Origin of the sequence: Streptomyces sp. NPDC000134 (assembly GCF_042899225.1) — a bacterium.
Classification (GTDB): domain Bacteria; phylum Actinomycetota; class Actinomycetes; order Streptomycetales; family Streptomycetaceae; genus Streptomyces.
Genome location: NZ_JBIAZN010000006.1, coordinates 206,209 through 224,304, shown reverse-complemented (window position 1 = coordinate 224,304; position 18,096 = coordinate 206,209). Strand labels below are relative to the sequence as shown.

Below are 18,096 nucleotides of genomic sequence, written 5' to 3'. Positions count from 1 at the left end.
CCCCTTCCCCGACGACCCGGAACCCCGCTTGTTTCCCGCCATTTCCAGCGGCGAAACACGCGCCGAGATGTGACTTACGCGACGATGAACGGGCCCGGCCTGACCTTCTCGCTCTTGGAGGCGTAGCCTTAATTCCCGCTGTCCATCACCTTGTGAAGCGGAAGAGGGCGGTTGCCGCCGTGTCGCCACAGTCCCCCAGTAACTCGAGCATCTCGACCGACACCGACCAAGCGGGGAAGAACCCCGCAGCGGCCTTCGGTGCCAATGAGTGGCTCGTCGACGAGATCTATCAGCAGTACCTCCAGGACCCCAATTCGGTGGACCGAGCCTGGTGGGACTTCTTCGCCGACTACAAGCCGGGGGCGCCCGCCCCCCAGGCCCCGTCGGGCGCCGCGGCCGCCGGGGCCGCGGAGACCACCAGCACGGCTCGGCCCGCCCCCGCTCCCCAGGCCGCCGAGGCGCCCGCCCAGGCCCCGGCCCCGGCCGCCCCGGCGCAGCCCGCCCCGGCACCGGCTCAGCCCGCCCAGCCGACCGCGCAGCCCGCCGCCAAGGCCGCTCCCGCCGCCCCGGCGGCGAAGCCCGCCGCCGCCAAGCCGGCCGCCGCCGCGAAGCCGCAGCCGAAGGCCGAGCCGGCCCAGGGCTCCGCCGAGGGCCCCGAGCTGGTCACCCTGCGCGGCCCGGCCGCCGCGGTCGCCAAGAACATGGACGCCTCGCTGGAGATGCCCACCGCCACGTCCGTGCGCGCCGTCCCGGTGAAGCTGCTGTTCGACAACCGCATCGTCATCAACAACCACCTCAAGCGCGCCCGCGGCGGGAAGATCTCCTTCACCCACCTCATCGGGTACGCGATGGTGCAGGCCATCAAGGCCATGCCGTCGATGAACTGGTCCTTCCAGGTCAAGGACGGCAAGCCGACCCTGGTCAAGCCGGACCACGTCAACCTCGGTCTCGCCATCGACCTGGTCAAGCCCAACGGCGACCGCCAGCTCGTCGTCGCGGCGATCAAGAAGGCCGAGACGCTGAACTTCTTCGAGTTCTGGCAGGCCTACGAGGACATCGTCCGCCGCGCCCGCGAGAACAAGCTGACGATGGCCGACTTCACCGGCGTCACGGTCTCCCTGACCAACCCCGGCGGCCTCGGCACCGTCCACTCCGTGCCGCGGCTGATGCCCGGCCAGTCGGTCATCATGGGCGTCGGCTCCATGGACTACCCGGCCGAGTTCCAGGGCACCTCCCAGGACACCCTGAACAAGCTGGGCATCTCCAAGGTCATGACGCTGACGTCGACCTACGACCACCGCGTCATCCAGGGCGCCGCGTCCGGCGAGTTCCTCCGCCAGGTCGCCAACCTGCTGCTCGGCGAGAACGACTTCTACGACGAGATCTTCGAGGCGCTGCGCATCCCCTACGAGCCGGTCCGCTGGCTCAAGGACATCGACGCCTCGCACGACGACGACGTCACCAAGGCCGCGCGGGTCTTCGAGCTGATCCACTCCTACCGGGTCCGCGGCCACGTCATGGCCGACACCGACCCGCTGGAGTACCGCCAGCGCAAGCACCCCGACCTGGACATCATCGAGCACGGCCTCACCCTGTGGGACCTGGAGCGCGAATTCGCCGTCGGCGGCTTCGCCGGCAAGTCGATGATGAAGCTCCGCGACATCCTCGGCGTGCTCCGCGACTCGTACTGCCGCACCACCGGCATCGAGTTCATGCACATCCAGGACCCCAAGCAGCGCAAGTGGATTCAGGACCGGGTGGAGCGCTCGCACTCCAAGCCGGAGCGCGAGGAGCAGTTGCGCATCCTGCGCCGGCTGAACGCGGCGGAGGCGTTCGAGACCTTCCTGCAGACCAAGTACGTCGGCCAGAAGCGGTTCTCGCTGGAGGGCGGCGAGTCCGTCATCCCGCTGCTCGACGCGGTGCTGGACTCGGCCGCCGAGTCCCGCCTGGACGAGGTCGTCGTCGGCATGGCCCACCGCGGCCGGCTGAACGTGCTCGCCAACATCGTCGGCAAGTCGTACGCGCAGATCTTCCGCGAGTTCGAGGGCAACCTCGACCCGAAGTCGATGCACGGCTCCGGTGACGTGAAGTACCACCTGGGCGCCGAGGGCACCTTCACCGGCCTGGACGGCGAGCAGATCAAGGTCACGCTGGTCGCCAACCCCTCGCACCTGGAGGCGGTCGACCCGGTCCTGGAGGGCGTCGCCCGCGCCAAGCAGGACATCGTCAACAAGGGCGGTACGGACTTCACCGTGCTGCCGGTGGCGATCCACGGCGACGCGGCCTTCGCGGGCCAGGGCGTGGTGGCCGAGACCCTGAACATGTCGCAGTTGCGCGGCTACCGCACCGGCGGCACGGTGCACATCGTCATCAACAACCAGGTCGGCTTCACGGCGGCGCCCGAGTCCTCGCGCTCCTCCATGTACGCCACCGACGTGGCCCGCATGATCGAGGCCCCGATCTTCCACGTGAACGGCGACGACCCGGAGGCCGTGGTCCGCGTCGCGCGGCTCGCCTTCGAGTTCCGCCAGGCGTTCAACAAGGACGTGGTGATCGACCTCATCTGCTACCGCCGCCGCGGTCACAACGAGTCGGACAACCCGGCCTTCACCCAGCCGCTGATGTACGACCTGATCGACAAGAAGCGCTCGGTGCGCAAGCTCTACACCGAGTCCCTCATCGGTCGCGGCGACATCACCCTGGAGGAGGCCGAGCAGGCCCTGCAGGACTACCAGGGCCAGTTGGAGAAGGTCTTCACCGAGGTCCGCGAGGCCACCTCGGGCCCGGCCGCCGTGGCGCCCGCCGACCCGCAGGCCGAGTTCCCCGTCGCCGTGAACACCGCGGTGACCGGCGAGGTCGTCAAGCGGATCGCCGAGTCCCAGGTCAACATCCCCGACCACATCACCGTCCACCCGCGGCTGCTGCCCCAGTTGCAGCGCCGGGCGGCGATGGTCGAGGACGGCACCATCGACTGGGGCATGGGCGAGACCCTCGCCATCGGCTCGCTGCTGCTGGAGAACGTGCCGGTGCGGCTGGCCGGCCAGGACTCGCAGCGCGGCACCTTCGGCCAGCGGCACGCGGTGATCATCGACCGCACCACGGGCGACGAGTACACCCCGCTGCAGTACCTCTCCGAGGAGCAGGCGCGGCTCAACGTCTACAACTCGCTGCTCTCCGAGTACGCCGCGATGGGCTTCGAGTACGGCTACTCGCTGGCCCGCCCGGACGCGCTGGTGATGTGGGAGGCGCAGTTCGGCGACTTCGTCAACGGCGCCCAGACGGTCGTGGACGAGTTCATCTCCTCGGCCGAGCAGAAGTGGAACCAGACCTCCGGTGTGGTCCTGCTCCTCCCGCACGGCTACGAGGGCCAGGGCCCGGACCACTCCTCGGCCCGCCCGGAGCGGTTCCTCCAGCTCTGCGCGCAGAACAACATGACGGTCGCGATGCCGACCTCGCCGGCGAACTACTTCCACCTCCTGCGGTGGCAGGTGCACAACCCGCACCACAAGCCGCTGGTCGTCTTCACCCCGAAGTCGATGCTCCGCCTGAAGGCGGCGGCGTCGAAGGCGGAGGAGTTCACCACCGGCCAGTTCCGCCCGGTCATCGGCGACGACTCGGTCGACGCGGCCGCCGTCAAGAAGGTCGTCTTCTGCGCCGGCAAGGTCTACTACGACCTCGACGCCGAGCGGAAGAAGCGGGGCCTCACGGACACGGCCATCATCCGCATCGAGCGCCTGTACCCGCTGCCGGGTGCGGAGCTGCAGGCGGAGATCGCCAAGTACCCGAACGCCGAGAAGTACCTGTGGGCCCAGGAAGAGCCGGCGAACCAGGGCGCCTGGCCGTTCATCGCCCTCAACCTGATCGACCACCTGGACCTGGCGGTCGGCGCCGACGTCCCGCACGGCGAGCGCCTGCGCCGCATCTCGCGCCCGCACGGCTCCTCCCCGGCGGTCGGCTCCGCGAAGCGGCACCAGGCCGAGCAGGAGCAGTTGGTCCGCGAGGTCTTCGAGGCATGACCCGCTGACCGGCCGTGACACGGAAGGGCCCGGCCCCGGGGGGTTCCCCGGGGCCGGGCCCTTCGCTGTACCGGGCGGGACCGGCCCGTCACGTGTGCTGCGGCTCGAAGTCCCAGTACGGGCGGTTGCGGGCGCGGGCGGAGAGGGTGTGCGAGTGCTTGGCGCCGAGGGTGGCGTCGAGGTCGGACAGCGCCTCCTGCTCGACCTTCTCGGCCTGCCGCCGGTCCCGCAGCCCCCGCAGGTCGGCCGCGTGGGCGATCCGCGTGGACAGGGTGAGGGGGTGGGTCCGGCCGAGCCAGTCGGTGGCGCGGACGACGGTCTGCCCGCTCAGTTCGGCCGCGCCCTCGACGTCGCCCATGAGGTTGCGCAGCGCGGAGGCGTTCAGGGCGCAGCCGATGGTCCAGGGGTGGCTCTCGCCCACGGCCCGGGTCATCTCCGCCAGCGCCTGTTCGACCAGGACGTGGCTCTGCTCCCGTTCGCCGACGTTGCGCAGAATCAGCGCCTGGTTGGCGCGGGCGCCGGCGATGAAGGGGTGCCCCTCGGCGAGCATCACCTCGTACCGGGCGACGACGGCCTCGCTCAGCTCCCGGGCCTGGTCGATGTCGCCGTGCTCCCGGGCGTAGCAGCTCTGGCCGGTGGCGAACATCAGGGTGTTCGGGTGGGTCTCGCCGAGCACCCGCTCCCCGCGCTCCAGGACACTGGCGAGCAGTGCCCCCGGCTCCTGGGGGCCGTCGCCGCTGTCCCGGCGCCGGTCGCGGTCGCCCATGCGGTACCGGCACAGGGCGAGGTTGTACTCGGCCCGCAGGGTGTACGGGTTGTCCCGGCCCAGCGCGATCCGGGCCTCGTGCACGTTCTTGCGCTGGATCGACTCGGCCTCGGCGTACCGGCCCAGCAGCCGCAGGTCGTTGGCGTAGTAGATCTCGGAGTTGATGGTGAACGGGTGGCGGGCGCGCAGGAACTGGCGGCGCGCCTCCATGGTCTGCTTGTCGACGTCGAGGGCCTCCCGGTACCAGCCGAGCAGCCGCAGCGACACGGCCACGTTGTTCTGCGCGTTGAGGGTGCGGGAGTCCTGTTCGCCGAGGAGTTCGCGGTAGGCCGCCAGGACCCACTGGGACAGCTCCAGCGCCTCGTCGTAGCGGCCCAGGCCGCGCAGGTCACCGGCGAGTCCGGCGGCGGCGCGCAGGTGTTCCAGGTCCTGTGCCCCGCGCTCCTCGCGCAGGTGGTCGACGGCTTCGCGGCTGAGCGCCTCGCTGCGGATGTAGTCGCCGCCGGCCCGCAGCAGGTTGGTGTAGTGGTACGTGAGTTCCCAGATCCGCTGATGGGTCCCGCCGAGCAGCGCGCGCCAGGCGGACAGGGCGCGCTCGGCGAGCTTGATGCCGGAGCGGTACTCGCCGGAGAAGTACATGTAGCGCAGGCAGTTGAAGACCAGGCGCTGCACCTGCGGCTCGCGGCTCCGCAGGATGTCGGCGTACTTCAGGTGCGGGGTGACCTCGGCGTAGGCGGGCCACAGGTCGGAGTCGGTGGGCCGGCGCGGGTCGGCGGCGGCCAGTGCCCGGCGGACGACGTCGATGAACTCCTCGCGGTCGGCGCCGGGCATGTCGTTGTGGACGATCTGGTGGACCATCCGGTGCAGGTAGAGCGACTCGCCGGCGGACACCGTCTCGTCACCGGCGCTCTCGTGCGACTCCAGGCGCACCACGGAGTAGGTACGGAGCTGGTTGATCGCCCGGTTCCACAGCAGCGGGTCGTTGAACAGCCGGGCCAGTTGCTCGGGCAGTTCGTCGCCGGGCATCTCGCGCAGCAGCCGTACCGGGATGAAGCCCGGGGCGAAGAAGGTGCACAGCCGCAGCAGGTCGACGGACTCGGGGACGGTCTCGCGGAGCTTGTTCAGCAGTATCGACCAGGCGGTCTGGAAGGCCAGCGGGAAGTCCGCGGACACCTTGACCACGTCGCCGTCGACGCCGTCCTCCAGCAGGCGGATGTACTGCCGGACCGACATGTCCGAGTCGTTCAGCCAGCCGGCCGTCTGGTCCAGCAGCAGCGGCAGGTCCTCCAGGGCCTGGGCGAGCTGGTCGGCCTCGGCCTCGGTCAGCCGGGGGGCGCGGCGTCGGATGAAGGCCACCGACTCGTCGCGGGCGTAGACCTGGACCTCCAGCAGTTGGCTGTTGTGCTCGCCCCACTCCGGGTTGCGGGAGGTGATGAGCACGTGCCCGGGGCCGCTGGGCACCATGTCCCAGAGCTGCTCCGGCTCGTCGGCGCCGTCCAGGATCAGCAGCCAGCGCGAGTACGGTTCGCCGCGGCGCAGCGAGTCCCGTACCGCGCGCAGCCGTTCGCCGTACTCCTGGCCGGTCTGGAGGCCCAGTTTGGGTGCCAGCTCGGCGAGTTGGCGCCGGTAGGTGGCGCGGCCCTCGGCGTTGACCCACCACACCACGTCGTACTCGGAGCCGAAGCGGTGCGCGTACTCCGCCGCCAGTTGCGTCTTGCCGACGCCGGACATGCCGTGGAAGGTCAGCACGCCCGCCCCGGGCTCCGAGTTCAGCAGCAGGTTGTACGCCTCGTTGAAGAGGTCCTCGCGGCCGGTGAAGCGGGTGTTGCGGCGGGGTACGGAGCCCCAGACGTCCGGCATGGAGGCCGGGAAGCGCGGGCCGCGGCGGACGGCGGCGGGGGGTTCGGGCAGGGGGTCGGCGGGCAGGTCGAGGCGGTCCAGGAGCCGTCGTTCGGCCTCCTCGGCGCCCATGTTGGTCAGGGCGACCGGGGCCAGGACGGCGGCGGCCGAGGGGATGGTGGCCGTGGTGACGGAGACGGCGGCGAAGCGGGCCGGGTCGGGGGCGACGACCTCGCGCAGCGCCTCGTTCCACTCCTCGTGGGTGCGCGGGCCGAGCTGGAAGTACCAGTCGCTGACGACGATGAGGATGCGGCCCTCGGCGAGCTTGAGGTCGCGCAGCAGGTCCACCAGGGGGACGTCGGCGGGCGACTCCCAGCGCAGGTAGACCACCCGCTGTCCGCGCCGTTCCAGGCGGTCCCCGATCCAGGCCGCCCACGCCCGGTTGAAGCCGGCGAAGTGGATCGTGACCGTCTGCCTCCCGGCCCCCCTCTCGGTCGGCCCGACCGGCTTACGAGCTCCAGACATGCAGCGGCCTCCAGCGCGCGTAGTACCACGAAATCCTAGGACCTCGGCGCGTCACGCGTAAGTACGTCGACCGACGGGCACACACCTCGGCGCGACGATCTTTCCGCACCCGGGCGGTCCGCGCAGGCATCCTCACTCTTTCGGCCGTGGGAGTGCGGGGGCGTGCCGCTGTGTCCACAGGGCGCGCGCCGATTTCACGTACGCCCGCGCACGGGCGGTGTGGTCCCGGGGCGCGGGGTGGTCGGCCAGCTTCTCGTAGGTGGCGGCCAGTTCGTCGACGAAGCGGCGGCCGGGCACGGTCAGGTCGGGCGAGCCGACGAGGGCGGGCAGCGCGGCGCCGACCTGGGCGTGGTAGCGGGCGTGCTGGGCCCAGGCCCACTCCCGTTCCGCCGGGCCCGCGGCGAGGGCGCGGCGCTGGTGGAACGCGGCCAGGGCGAGGTGCGAGTAGGTGCCCTGGAGCAGGCCGTCGTAGGGCCGGGGGTCGGGGCGCCAGGGGGCGAAGTAGCGGGCCTCGGGGCCGGCCCGGTGCAGGGTCAGCAGATCGCCGAGGGCGGCGAGTTTGGCGTGCTGGAGTTCGTGCACCAGGGCGGCGGCGAAGGTGACGGGGTCGGGGGGCGTGCTGCTGAGCAGGGCGCCGAACGCCTCGCCGCGGGTGGCGCTGCAACTGCCCCGGCCGGTGCCGACGTCGGGCGGCATCTCCAGCGGGACCAGGCAGCGCAGCAGGGCGGTGGCCTCGGTGAGGCGGTGGGCGCCGCCCGAGCGCAGCGCGGCGGCCGTGCCGGACCAGGACTGGAGCCACCGTTTGCGCTCGGCGTCGTCGAGGGTGGCGACGCCGCTGAGGCTGCCGCGGTGGATGCGGTACGGGGGTTCGCGGTACGGGTCGAGGTCGTCGAGCGGCATCGGCGGCGCGCCGGGGGTCAGTCCCGGGAGCGCGTGCGCGGGCGTCCACGCCGGGGCGCCCGACCAGGCGCCGGTGCCGTGCTCCAGGTGGACGCGGATGTCGGGCGCGTCGGGCTGCCGGATGGTCAGGGTGCCCTGCCGGTGGGTGACGTCGACGGGTACGTCTCCGCAGGCGGCGGTGTGCAGGGCGCCCAGGGAGGGGAGGGTGAGCACTCCGGCGCGGGCGGTCAGCCGGGTGCTGAAGGGCAGGCCGGCCACGGCGGCGGCGACGGCGGCGACCGCGCTGAAGTGGGCGAGGTCCCGCCGCAGCGCCCGCCGCCCGGCCGGTGTGCCGGCCCCGCCGTCCAGGCCGCGCAGGCAGGAGCGGGCCCAGGGGCCGACGAGGGGGTGGAAGAGGCGGACCCGGGCGGGAGTGGGCCGGGGCCCCGCCGCGTCCTCGGCGGACGGTGTTCCCTCGTCCCGGACGCCCTGGACGCCCTGGACACCCCGGACGCCCCGGCCGCCGGTCGGCGTGGGGGTCCGGTCCGCCTCCGTCAGCATCGCCCAGTCGTCGCGGAGCCGGGACCCGCTGCCGGGGTCGCAGACGGACGGGTCGGCCGACTCCGCCGCGTCGAGGACGGCGCGCAGCAGGAGCAGGCGCCGGGTGTCCTGGTCGCGGACGAGGAGGGCGAGGGCGTCGGGGCCGCCCTCGGTGCGGGCGAGTTCGTCCAGGAACGGGTCCGGGACGGTCGGGAACATCACGGAGCGCCCCCTTCGGGGGAGGACGGCAGGGACGGTACAACTGCCGCGGCGCCGGCCAGTTCGGCGGCCACGTGCCGGATGAAGCGCTGGAGGTCGGCGCAGTACACGGACGGGTTGCGGAAGCCGTGTCCGGCGCGGTAGCGGTGCGCGTAGTGGCCGCCGCCGCAGACGTCCAGCAGCGGACAGGCCCGGCACTGCCCGGCGAGGGCCGCCGCACCCGCCTGCCGGGCGGCGACGCCGGGGTGCCGCAGGGCCTCGTCGAAGGTGTGGCGGAACACGTCGAGGCCGGTCAGCGCCGCCCCGGGGTACGCCGACGCGAGCGAGTCGACCTGCTGGATCGACCCGTCGGTCTCCACCACGACCGCGTCGAACGGGGCCAGCCCCAGCGCCTCGGTGACCGCCGGCAGCCCGAGCAGCAGCGCCACGCACTCCTCGAACAGCCGGACCCGGGTCTCCCGCCGGCCCGCCGCCCACCAGCGGTCGAAGGCGGCGCACAGCCAGTCGCCGTAGCGGGTGCCGGTCCGGCCCGGCGGCGGCGTGGTCCAGTTGCCGTGCGGCAGCAGCAGGTGCAGCGCGGGCGGGCGCAGGGCGAGCAGGGACTCGTACGTCTCGACCGGGTCGAGGCCGGGGTCGACGACGGTGAGGACGCCCGCGTACGACGCCGGGAAGCGGTCGGCGAGCAGGAGGGCGCCGCGTGCCGCGGCGGGCCAGGACGGGCGGCCCGCGTGGTCCACGCGCCGCCGGTTGTGCGCGGCGGTGCCGCCGTCGAGGCTGACGCCGACCCGGATGCCGGCGTCGGCCAGCACGGTGAGGCGGGCCTCGGTGAGCAGGGTGGCGTTGGTCTGCACGACGGCGTGCACGGCGCATCCGGCGGGGACGCGCTCGCGTACCCGGGCGGTGAAGGCGGCCAGGGTGCCGGCGCCCGCGAGCAGGGGTTCGCCGCCGTGCAGGACGAGGGCGAGGCCGGTCAGGGCGTGGGCGCGGGCGTGCTCGGCGATCCGGGTGGCGGTGCGGTCCAGGACCTCGGCGGGGGCGGCGGCGGGGCGGGTGCGCCACCCGTCGTCGGGGCCCTCGTAGAGGTAGCAGTAGGTGCAGGCAAGGTTGCAGCGGCCGTGCGTCTTGACGATGAACTGGCGGAAGGGGACGGCTGTTTCGGACACTCCGCACCCCCATGCCGTACGCCCACGCGCCGCCACGGCCTCTGCCGCACCGGGCCGCATTCCCGGCGCGGCACGGGCCCGAAACCCGGGCCGATCAAAGTTGTCCTAATCACGCACCCGGGAGAACACACCTGCACATGAATGACCGCTTGCAGAAGGAATATGACTGGGATCGGCGATCGAGAACGGGCTCAGAAGGAGTTGTCGAAGCCCCACATCATCTCGCTCGGCTCCGCCGCCCGGACCCGCAGCTCGTGGAGCACCTCCCGCAGCACCGGGTGCTCGATCGTGCCCAGCTTCCCCAGGTCCAGTGCCAGCAGGTCCGGCAGCGGTTCCGGCAGGGGCTCCGGCAGGGGTTCCGGCCGCGCGATGCCGGTGCTCCCCGGCCCGTTCCCGGGCTCGTACGCTGCGTCCATACCCCGTTCCTCTCGCTCGGTGGGCCGCCCGGCGCGGCGGCTCACTCCAGTTCGGCCAGCCGCTGTGCCGTCTGCCGCGCGGTCGGTTCGGCCGTGCCCAGGTGGTCCTGCGGCAGCCTGGCCCACTGCGCGCGGGCCGACCGGTACGCCTCCCGGGCCGCCCGGGGACGCGCCGCCGCCTCATAGGACATACCCCGCCAGTGGTGTGCCTGCGCGGCCAGTTCCACCGCCTCCTGGCGGCGGCGTTCCGTTTCGGCCTCCGCCTCCGCCCGCCCGGCGGACTCCGCGGCGGCCCGGAACGCGTCGACCGCCACGTCCAGCCGGGTCGCCCGGCCCAGGTTCTGGTACGCCTCGAACTGGGCCTGGCCCAGCTCCAGCCGGCAGCGCGCCGCCAGCAGCGGATCGTCGGCGTCGGCCGCCGCCAGCCCGAGCAGGTGCTCGGCCTCGCGCAGGTCGACCCGGTCGCCGCGCACCTGGTAGCGGTGCATCAGCGCGCGCCCGAGCAGCAGCAGCCGGTGGGCGGCGCGGCGGCTGCCCGCCGGGGTCTCCATCCGGCAGTCGCGCAGCACCCGGATCGCCCGGGACAGCGGCTCCCGGGAGCGCGTGCCGCTCTCCAGGGCGGCCAGCTTCAGCAGCACCTCGCCCCACTCGGCGAGCACGTCGGCGTGGGCGGGCGCGTCCCGGGGCATGCGCTGCGCGGCCCGTGCGAAGCGGTCGGCGGCCCGGCGCAGTTCGCCGGGCTCGCCCGTCTCGGCGTACCGGGCGACGGCGATCCGTCCGGCGCGCACCAGCAGCGCCGCGCGCTGTCCCTGCTCCCGTACGGCGTCGAGCGCCTCCTCGGTGCGGGCCTCGGCCTCGTCGAGCGGACCGTCCGACCGCAGCAGGGCGTCGACCAGGTCGGTCAGCACCCGCACCCGGGCCCGGACGGCCTCGGCGCTCTCCGCCCGGCCGCCGGCGGCCAGCGCCCGGCCCAGCGACCGCGCCGCCTGCTCGGCGTACAGCTTGCCCTGCGCGTGGTCGGCCGTGACCTCCGCCAGTCGCAGCAGTACCCGGCCGTGTGCGAGGGGGAGTTCGGGCGGGTGGCCGCCGCGGTCGGGCCAGGCGTCGGCGAACGCCTCCAGCATGCCGACGGCGCCCTGCAGGAGCGCGCTGTCGCCGCCGAGCCGCCACTGGGCCTGGAGGGCGTCGACCCGCTCCAGGGTGAGGTCGAGGGCCTCCCGTTCGCCGAGGCCGGGGGCGGCGCAGGCCACGGCGTACTCGCGGTCGGCGCGGCGCAGCAGTTCCAGGGCGCCGGGCCGGTCGCCGCGGCGCCGGGCGTCGGTGGCGGCGGCGTGCAGCACGCGTGCGAGGACGGCGCGTTCGCGCAGCGCGTGCGGGTGCGCGGCGGCGCGCTCGGCGGCCTGTTCCGCCTCGCCGAGCAGGGCGGCGCCGCCCTGCACCTCCCAGAGCCGCAGCGTGCAGCGCGCGTACTCGGCCCACAGGGCCGGGTCAGGGCCGGCCGGGCCCTCGCGCTCGGTGGCGCCGCGCAGCAACTGCACGGCGTCGATGAGGTCCTGGACCATGCCCTCGTCGTCGAACCGGGCGAGCAGGCCGCGGGCGCGGGTGACCGCCTGGTGCGGGGGCCGCCGGTCGGCCGGCGGGGCGTCCGCGCCGTCGCCGTACCCGGGCGGGCCGTCGTAGAGCGCGAACTGCTCGGGCAGGGGCATGAACCGCTCCAGGACGCGGGCCGCGATCTCCGCGAAGGGCTGCGGGACGGTGGCGTGCTCGGCGCCGTCGGGGGCGTAGTGGGCGCCGGGTGCGCGGGAGCGGCCGTCGCCGTCGCCCAACTGGGCCAGGGCCAGGGCCGGGAAGTTGGGGCCGCCCTTGCCGAAGCGCTGCTCGATGTACTCCGAGCAGTGCTTGAGCACCAGCATGGCCTCGTCGCGGCCGAGCCGGGACAGCAGCGCGTCCCGCACGTCCGGCTCTATCTCGTACCACTGGGTGCCGTCCGTGCCGTACTCCTCGCCGGCCCGGGTGACCAGGCCGCTGACCAGGACCTCGGCCAGTTCGGCGGGGCCGGAGCCGGGGAGCATGGTGCGCTGCACCAACTGCATCACCGGCAGGCACAGCGGCGCCGCCGCCAGATAGACGGCGAGCCGCCCGGCGGCCGGGGAGGCGCCGGAGCTGAACCGGCTGACCCGCTGGTACGGGCTGCTCCGGCGGTCGGCGCGGGCGGCGGGGGCGGGCGGCTGGTCGGCGCGGACCCAGCCGACGGCGCCCGGCACCGGTCCGGCGCCGGCCCCGGAGAGCAGCTTCGCCCAGGCGCCGAGGGCGACCGGCTCGGGCGGCAGCACGGGGATCGGCAGCGCGCCCCGGCGGGCCGCGGCGGGCCGTCCGCCGGGGACCCGGACGCGCAGCGCGGCGGCGCCGCCCAGGGTGTCGCCGCGGGACAGCTCGCCGAAGGTGACCGGCAGCCGGGTGCGGTTCCACATGCGCTGCGGCAGCGGCTGGAGGACGGCGACCGGGCCCTGCCGGGACAGGTGGTGCAGCAGCCGGTGGGCGTGGCCGCTGTGCCAGAGCGGGCCCGCGCAGTCGCTGACCAGCAGCACGATCCGGCGGCCGGTCGGATCGCCGAGCCGGTCCGCGGAGTGCAGCGGCGCGGCGTACGCGTCGGGGCTGCGGCTGACCGCGACACCGCCGCCCGGATCGCGGTGCAGATGGCTGACCTCGATGTCGGAGAAGGCGCCCAACTGGCCGAATATCTGTTCCAGTTCGAGGAACAGCCGGTCCCACACGCGCATCGAGGAGGAGGCGTCCAGGACCAGGTGCAGCCGGGCGTCGCGCCGGGTCACCCGGCGGTAGACGGGCAGCACCAGCCCGCCGGCCCGAGCGCTGCGGTCGGCGGTGGCCTCCTCGTCCAGCGCGCTGCGCCGGGGCGGGGCGGGGCTGCGGTAGCCCTGCAACGGCCGTAACACCCGCTGGAGTTCGAGGGGGGCGGGGAGCACGGGGGCGGCGGGGACCCCCACCGGCAGCGCGCGGGCGCGTCCCGCTCCCTGGCCCGTCCCGGCGCGCGGCATCGGGTAGAGGGCGACCCGCCGGCCGGCGGGATCGGTCACCGGCGGCTCCTCGGGCGCGGCGGGGCGCGGGTCGCCGTCCGGTTGCCGGGACACCGGCCGGGCGGGCGGCGGGGCCGGCGGCGGCACGACGCGGCCGCCCGGCGGGAACCGCTCGTCCGGCTCCCGGGCCGGGCGGGTCCAGCGGGCCAGCCACAGGGCGTCGCTGAGCTGTTCGGCGTCCGGGTCGAGGCCGGCCTCCCGCAGCCGCAGGACGAGTTCGGCCAGGGGGTCGGGGCCGTCGCCGGGGGTGCCGGGACCGTGCCGCGCCGCTGCGTCGGGCATCAGCGCGTCACCTCGGCCGGTCGAGCCGCTGGATGAGCAGGTCGGCGAGCCGGTCGCGGCTGGGCGGCGCGGCGGCGTCCGTGAGGTAGATGGCGTTGAGCAACTGGTCCGCCGCCAGGAGTTCGCTGCGCGAGCGCTCCAGGAAGCGGGTGATCAGGTCGTCGCCCGCGCGGGCCGCCTCGTCGCCCAGGTGGGCCCGGACGAAGGTGGCGAGCCGGTTGTGGTCCGGGCGGCCCAGCTCCAGGTGGATGCAGCGGCGCATCAGGGGCGCCGGGAAGTCCCGTTCGCCGTTGCTGGTGAGGACCACGAAGGGGAACGCCCGGCAGCGCACCCGGCCGTCGCGCACCCGCACCTTCACGCCGTCGGCGGTGAGCACCTCGGCCTCGCCGTCCGGGAGCCGGTCGGCCAGGCGCTCCAGCTCGGGGATGGCGAACTCGCCCTCCTCCAGTACGTTCAGCAGGTCGTTGGGGAGGTCTATGTCGCTCTTGTCCAGCTCGTCGATGAGCAGCACGCGCGGTGTCTCCGAGGGCAGCAGCGCGGTGCCCAGCGGGCCGAGCCGGATATAGCTGCCGATGCCCTCCACGGCCCCCGGCGACCCGGCCGCCGACCCGAAACCCCCCTGCGCGGCGATCTGCACGTCCTGGAGGCGGGCGATGGCGTCGTAGTGGTAGAGGCCGTCCTGGAGGGCGGAGCGGCTGACGATGGACCAGCGCAGCACGTTGCCGAGGCCCAGTTCGTACGCCACCGAGTGCGCCAGGGTGCTCTTGCCGGCGCCGGGCGAGCCGGTGACGAGCAGGGGGCGGCGCAGATACAGCGCCGCGTTGATCATCTCCAGTTCCTCGGCGCCCGGCCGGTGCAGCTCGGCCAGGTGCCGGTGGGCGCCGAGCCTGCGGTCCTCGGAGCCGTCGCCCGCGGCCGGCCCCTCGTGGCGGCTGGAGAAGTCGCGCCAGGGCGGCGGGGCGGGGAGGCGCTCGATCCCGTCGTGGGGTTCGCCGGCGCCTCGGTAGATGAGCCACTCACTGGATTCGGTCATGATCCGGTCCTCGTCGTCACTCGTCCACAGGGGCGGCCGTCCGAACGTTCCTCACCGTATCGATCCTCCGGGGGCCTGATAAGAAGGCCGACGCGGAACAGGGGCGCACGGGGTCAAGGAGCCTCCAGCAGATCGCCCGCGCCGGGCAGCGGCTGGTGCGGATCGTCGTACAGCAGGGTTATGCCGTCGGCCCAGAAGGTCTCGGTCCGGCCGGCCCGCAGCCCCCGGCGCAGGGCGTGCACGACCTCGGGCAGCCCGTGCGCGCTGGGCGGGTCGGCGATCTCGTCGAAGGTGCCGCGGTGGAACTCCCCGCAGACCGCGTCCGGCAGACCGCGCCGGCGCCGCCACAGGGCGACGCCGAAGCCGCCGCGCACGATCCGGGCGAGCGCCGCGGCGTCGTCGTCGAAGCGCTCGTCGCCGTAGCGGCACAGCACGGGCACCGTGCCGTGCGCCAGGGCGCGCAACTGCTCCACCGGCGGCACCGGTTTGCGCAGGCCCTCGTCGCAGTCGAGGACCTCGACCTTGGCGCTGTGCGTGTGCAGCCACCGCCAGCGGGCCCGGCGCTCCTCGTCCAGGTCGACCGGGTCGGCGGGCGGCCAGGCGTCCTCGCCGTCGGCGAACGGGTCGTCCTCGGCGAGCTGTTCGCGGTCCGAGCAGCGCAGCACGACCGGGCGCAGCGCGCCGAGCGGCTGCTCCCCCGGGCCCAGTCGCCAGTCGTCGGCGTCGACCCGGCCCAGCAGGGCGTGCGGTACGGCGACCTGGAGAAGGGCGGGCCGGTCCGGCTCGTCGCTCTGCCGGAACGCCTCGGTGAGCGCGGCCGCCAAGTGCTCGGCGAGGCGAGCCAGCGGGGCCCGCTCGGCCTCGTCCAGGCGCCGGGCGGCGTCCTGGCCGGGCGGGACCACGGAGACCGACCAGTCGCAGTGGTCCGGCTCCCAGTGCCGGCGCACCAGCTCGACCAGGACGGACGGCTGCGTGACGGGCGCCCGCTCGCGGAACCGGCCGGGCGGTCCGCTCGGGCCGGCTCCGGGCCGGGACCCCTCGGTCTGCCCGGCGGGCCGGGGCCGGGGTGCCAGGCCGCGCAGCCGCTGCTCGGCCAGGCCCCGGCGGTGCCGCACCCCGAGCCGCTGCCCGGCCGTCCACACCCAGTCCCACAGGGCCTCCTCGGCGGCCCGCGTGCTCGGCGCGACATAGGGCCGGTCGGCGGTCAGCACCCGTACCGCGTAGTCGAGGACCAGGCCGAGGGCGCCGTCGTCGCGGGCGCTCTCGTACAGGGCGCCCAGGCCGTCGCGCCAACCGCGCGGGGCGGGCAGCGGCAGCGGCGCCTGGAACTCCGGCAGGGCGTCGAGGATGTCGAGCAGGGCACGGGTGCTGACCGGGGGCGGGAGGTCGGCGAGCCGGCCGAGCAACTGCGCGCGCTCGTCGGGGCTGAGGGTGCGGCCCGGCCGGGCGCCCAACTGGCCCTGTACGTCGACCCAGGTGTGGCGGCGTCCGGCGGGGTGGCGCTGGCGGTCCCGGTGGTAGCGGTCGTGGGCGTTGAAGACCCGCTGGTAGAGGTCGTCGTGCTCGGCGGTGAGGGACCCGGCGGGCACGGGCAGCGTGCGCAGTTGTTCCAGCCCGATGGAGGTGCCGCCACGCGCGTGCCGCGAACGGGACTTCACGATGCCGATGATCTCGCCGCGCAGCGGGTCGATCACGGGGCCGCCGGAGACGCCGTGCGGCAGGTCGTTCTCCCCGAGGCGCATCTGGACGTCCGTCGACAGGCTTCCGACGGTGCCCTGGACGGCGAGGGTGCCGTACAGCATCTGGAGGCGGCCGTCGAGGACCGTCCAGCCCGCGTAGAGCACCTTGCCGTCGCCGTAGTACGCGGCCGGGCGCTCGGAGACGTATCCGCACTCGTGCTGGACGGGCGCGCTCAGCTCGACCAGCGCGAGGTCGGGGGGCGGCCAGGTGCCGGACACCGCGGCGGCGCCCTCCGGGAGGGTCGCCACCACGTGGCCGGGGACCGCGGACATGCCGTGCCCCGGCGCCGGTTCGTACACCACCGCGACCTCGCCCCCCTCCCCCTCGCATGCCACGTGCGCGCAGGTCACCACCCAGTTGGGAGCGATGAAGAAGCCGCTCCCGAGGAATGCCGCGGGTTCGTCCAGGGCATACCCGGCCCCCGGCCGGTGAATGCGCACGGTGGCCGCCATGACGAGGCCACCCAGCGCACGGCGGGCGGCATCCAGCGGGCTCGATGCGCCCGGGTCGCGCCGGTCGGTCATGCCGCGCCCCCGCCCGGCGCGCCCGGAGCGCCGCCGTGCCCCCCAGCGCCGGGCGGTGCGCCGTCGCCAGGGGCGCCGGCGCGGCTCCCCCGACCGTCGCCGTCCCCGTTCCTCCCGTTCCCGCTCCCGTCCCCCGGCTCGGGCGGTCCGCCGTTCCAGGTGAGGGTGACGGTGATGCCGGCCTTGGCCTCGCCGTCGGCGAGCAGGCCGACGACCTTCCCGGCCTTCGCGGTCAGCTCGATGCCGAACTGCACGCTGACCTCGTCCGGCCGCACCGCGCGCAGCGGCTCGGCCAGCGATCGCGCCACCCCGGTGACCAGCGAGTGCAGTCCCTCCACGCTCGCCTCGACGCGCTCGGCGAACCCGGTGTCGCTGTACGACAGCTCCCCCGGGTGCCCGGACAGCTCCTCGGCGCCCGAGATCCGGGCCCACACCGGTGTGCCGTCCGGTAAGGCGATCCGTGCGACCCTCGTCACTTCCTGTGCCATGGAAGTCCCCCGTTCCCCCGCGAACCCCCGCGGCCGGCCGCCTTCGCGAGGCCGGCCGCCGGGTTCCGCCGGCGCGAGGGCCGCGGCCGCCCCGCGGGCCCGCCGCTCCCTGCGCCTATCCTTTTTCCTGTCCTCTGTCGTCTTTCGTGCCCGGTCGCGCGCCGGGCGGAAAGACCTCACCTCTTTTTCCCGCAGGAAACAGGGTCCTTCCCAGGAGGGGCGTTCCCTATCCCTGCACCGACCGACGGAGCACCATCCATGTACTTCACCGACCGCGGCATCGAGGAGCTGGAGAAGCGGCGCGGCGAGGAGGAGGTCACCTTCGAGTGGCTCGCCGAGCAGTTGCGCACGTTCGTCGACCTCAACCCGGACTTCGAGGTCCCGGTGGAACGCCTGGCGACGTGGCTGGCCCGGCTGGACGACGAGGACGACGAGGACGACCTGTAGGGGGCGGGCCCCGGGGCCCGCCGGACCCGGACCACCCGTACGAGTGTCTTGACTTCCGATACCCGCGATATATCGTGATGGAGACAGAACGCGATATGGCGCGTCGCGTCGTCAGGAGGTTGCA

Annotated in this window: 10 protein-coding genes; 2 read left to right on the top strand and 8 right to left on the bottom strand. The window is 74.2% G+C overall.

The genetic code is table 11. The features are described from left to right. Positions 1 to 179 precede the first annotated feature (179 nt). Positions 180 to 4,016, top strand: a complete 3,837-nt coding sequence (locus ACFY32_RS11665) for a multifunctional oxoglutarate decarboxylase/oxoglutarate dehydrogenase thiamine pyrophosphate-binding subunit/dihydrolipoyllysine-residue succinyltransferase subunit (protein ID WP_390674004.1) — start codon at positions 180 to 182, stop codon at positions 4,014 to 4,016. Positions 4,017 to 4,104: 88 nt separating this feature from the next. Here ACFY32_RS11665 and fxsT read toward each other — a convergent pair whose 3' ends face one another. From fxsT to ACFY32_RS11625, 8 genes are all read right to left on the bottom strand, one after another. After that, positions 4,105 to 7,146, bottom strand: a complete 3,042-nt coding sequence (fxsT, locus tag ACFY32_RS11660) for an FxSxx-COOH system tetratricopeptide repeat protein (protein WP_390674003.1) — start codon at positions 7,144 to 7,146, stop codon at positions 4,105 to 4,107. A gap of 132 nt (positions 7,147 to 7,278) precedes the next feature. Next, entirely contained in the window at positions 7,279 to 8,784 is a 1,506-nt protein-coding gene (locus ACFY32_RS11655; RefSeq protein ID WP_390674002.1) for an aKG-HExxH-type peptide beta-hydroxylase, read from the bottom strand. Continuing rightward, positions 8,784 to 10,007: an FxsB family cyclophane-forming radical SAM/SPASM peptide maturase gene (locus ACFY32_RS11650; protein WP_390674001.1), complete on the bottom strand. Its 1,224-nt coding sequence runs from the start codon at positions 10,005 to 10,007 to the stop codon at positions 8,784 to 8,786. The genes ACFY32_RS11655 and ACFY32_RS11650 overlap by 1 nt, the downstream gene beginning before the upstream one ends. A 131-nt stretch (positions 10,008 to 10,138) precedes the next feature. After that, positions 10,139 to 10,363, bottom strand: coding sequence for an FxSxx-COOH cyclophane-containing RiPP peptide (fxsA, locus tag ACFY32_RS11645; RefSeq protein WP_390674000.1), 225 nt, complete (start codon positions 10,361 to 10,363; stop codon positions 10,139 to 10,141). Between the two features lie 41 nt (positions 10,364 to 10,404). Then, on the bottom strand, positions 10,405 to 13,740 hold the full coding sequence (locus tag ACFY32_RS11640; protein ID WP_359196101.1) for an SAV_2336 N-terminal domain-related protein: 3,336 nt from the start codon (positions 13,738 to 13,740) through the stop codon (positions 10,405 to 10,407). A 7-nt stretch (positions 13,741 to 13,747) separates the two neighbouring features. Beyond that, a complete protein-coding gene (locus ACFY32_RS11635; RefSeq protein WP_359196098.1) occupies positions 13,748 to 14,773 on the bottom strand; it encodes a MoxR family ATPase in 1,026 nt (341 codons plus the stop codon). A 113-nt stretch (positions 14,774 to 14,886) separates the two neighbouring features. Then, positions 14,887 to 17,037: a trypsin-like peptidase domain-containing protein gene (locus ACFY32_RS11630; RefSeq protein WP_359196095.1), complete on the bottom strand. Its 2,151-nt coding sequence runs from the start codon at positions 17,035 to 17,037 to the stop codon at positions 14,887 to 14,889. After that, on the bottom strand, positions 17,034 to 17,525 hold the full coding sequence (locus ACFY32_RS11625) for a CU044_2847 family protein (RefSeq protein WP_359196092.1): 492 nt from the start codon (positions 17,523 to 17,525) through the stop codon (positions 17,034 to 17,036). Before ACFY32_RS11625 ends, ACFY32_RS11630 begins: the two co-directional genes overlap by 4 nt. A 258-nt stretch (positions 17,526 to 17,783) precedes the next feature. Between ACFY32_RS11625 and ACFY32_RS11620 the strand changes: the two genes are divergently transcribed. Next, the gene (locus ACFY32_RS11620) at positions 17,784 to 17,972 is read left to right on the top strand and encodes a DUF6104 family protein (RefSeq protein WP_359196089.1); all 189 of its coding nucleotides are present in this window, start codon (positions 17,784 to 17,786) and stop codon (positions 17,970 to 17,972) included. The last annotated feature ends 124 nt before the right edge of the window (positions 17,973 to 18,096 follow it).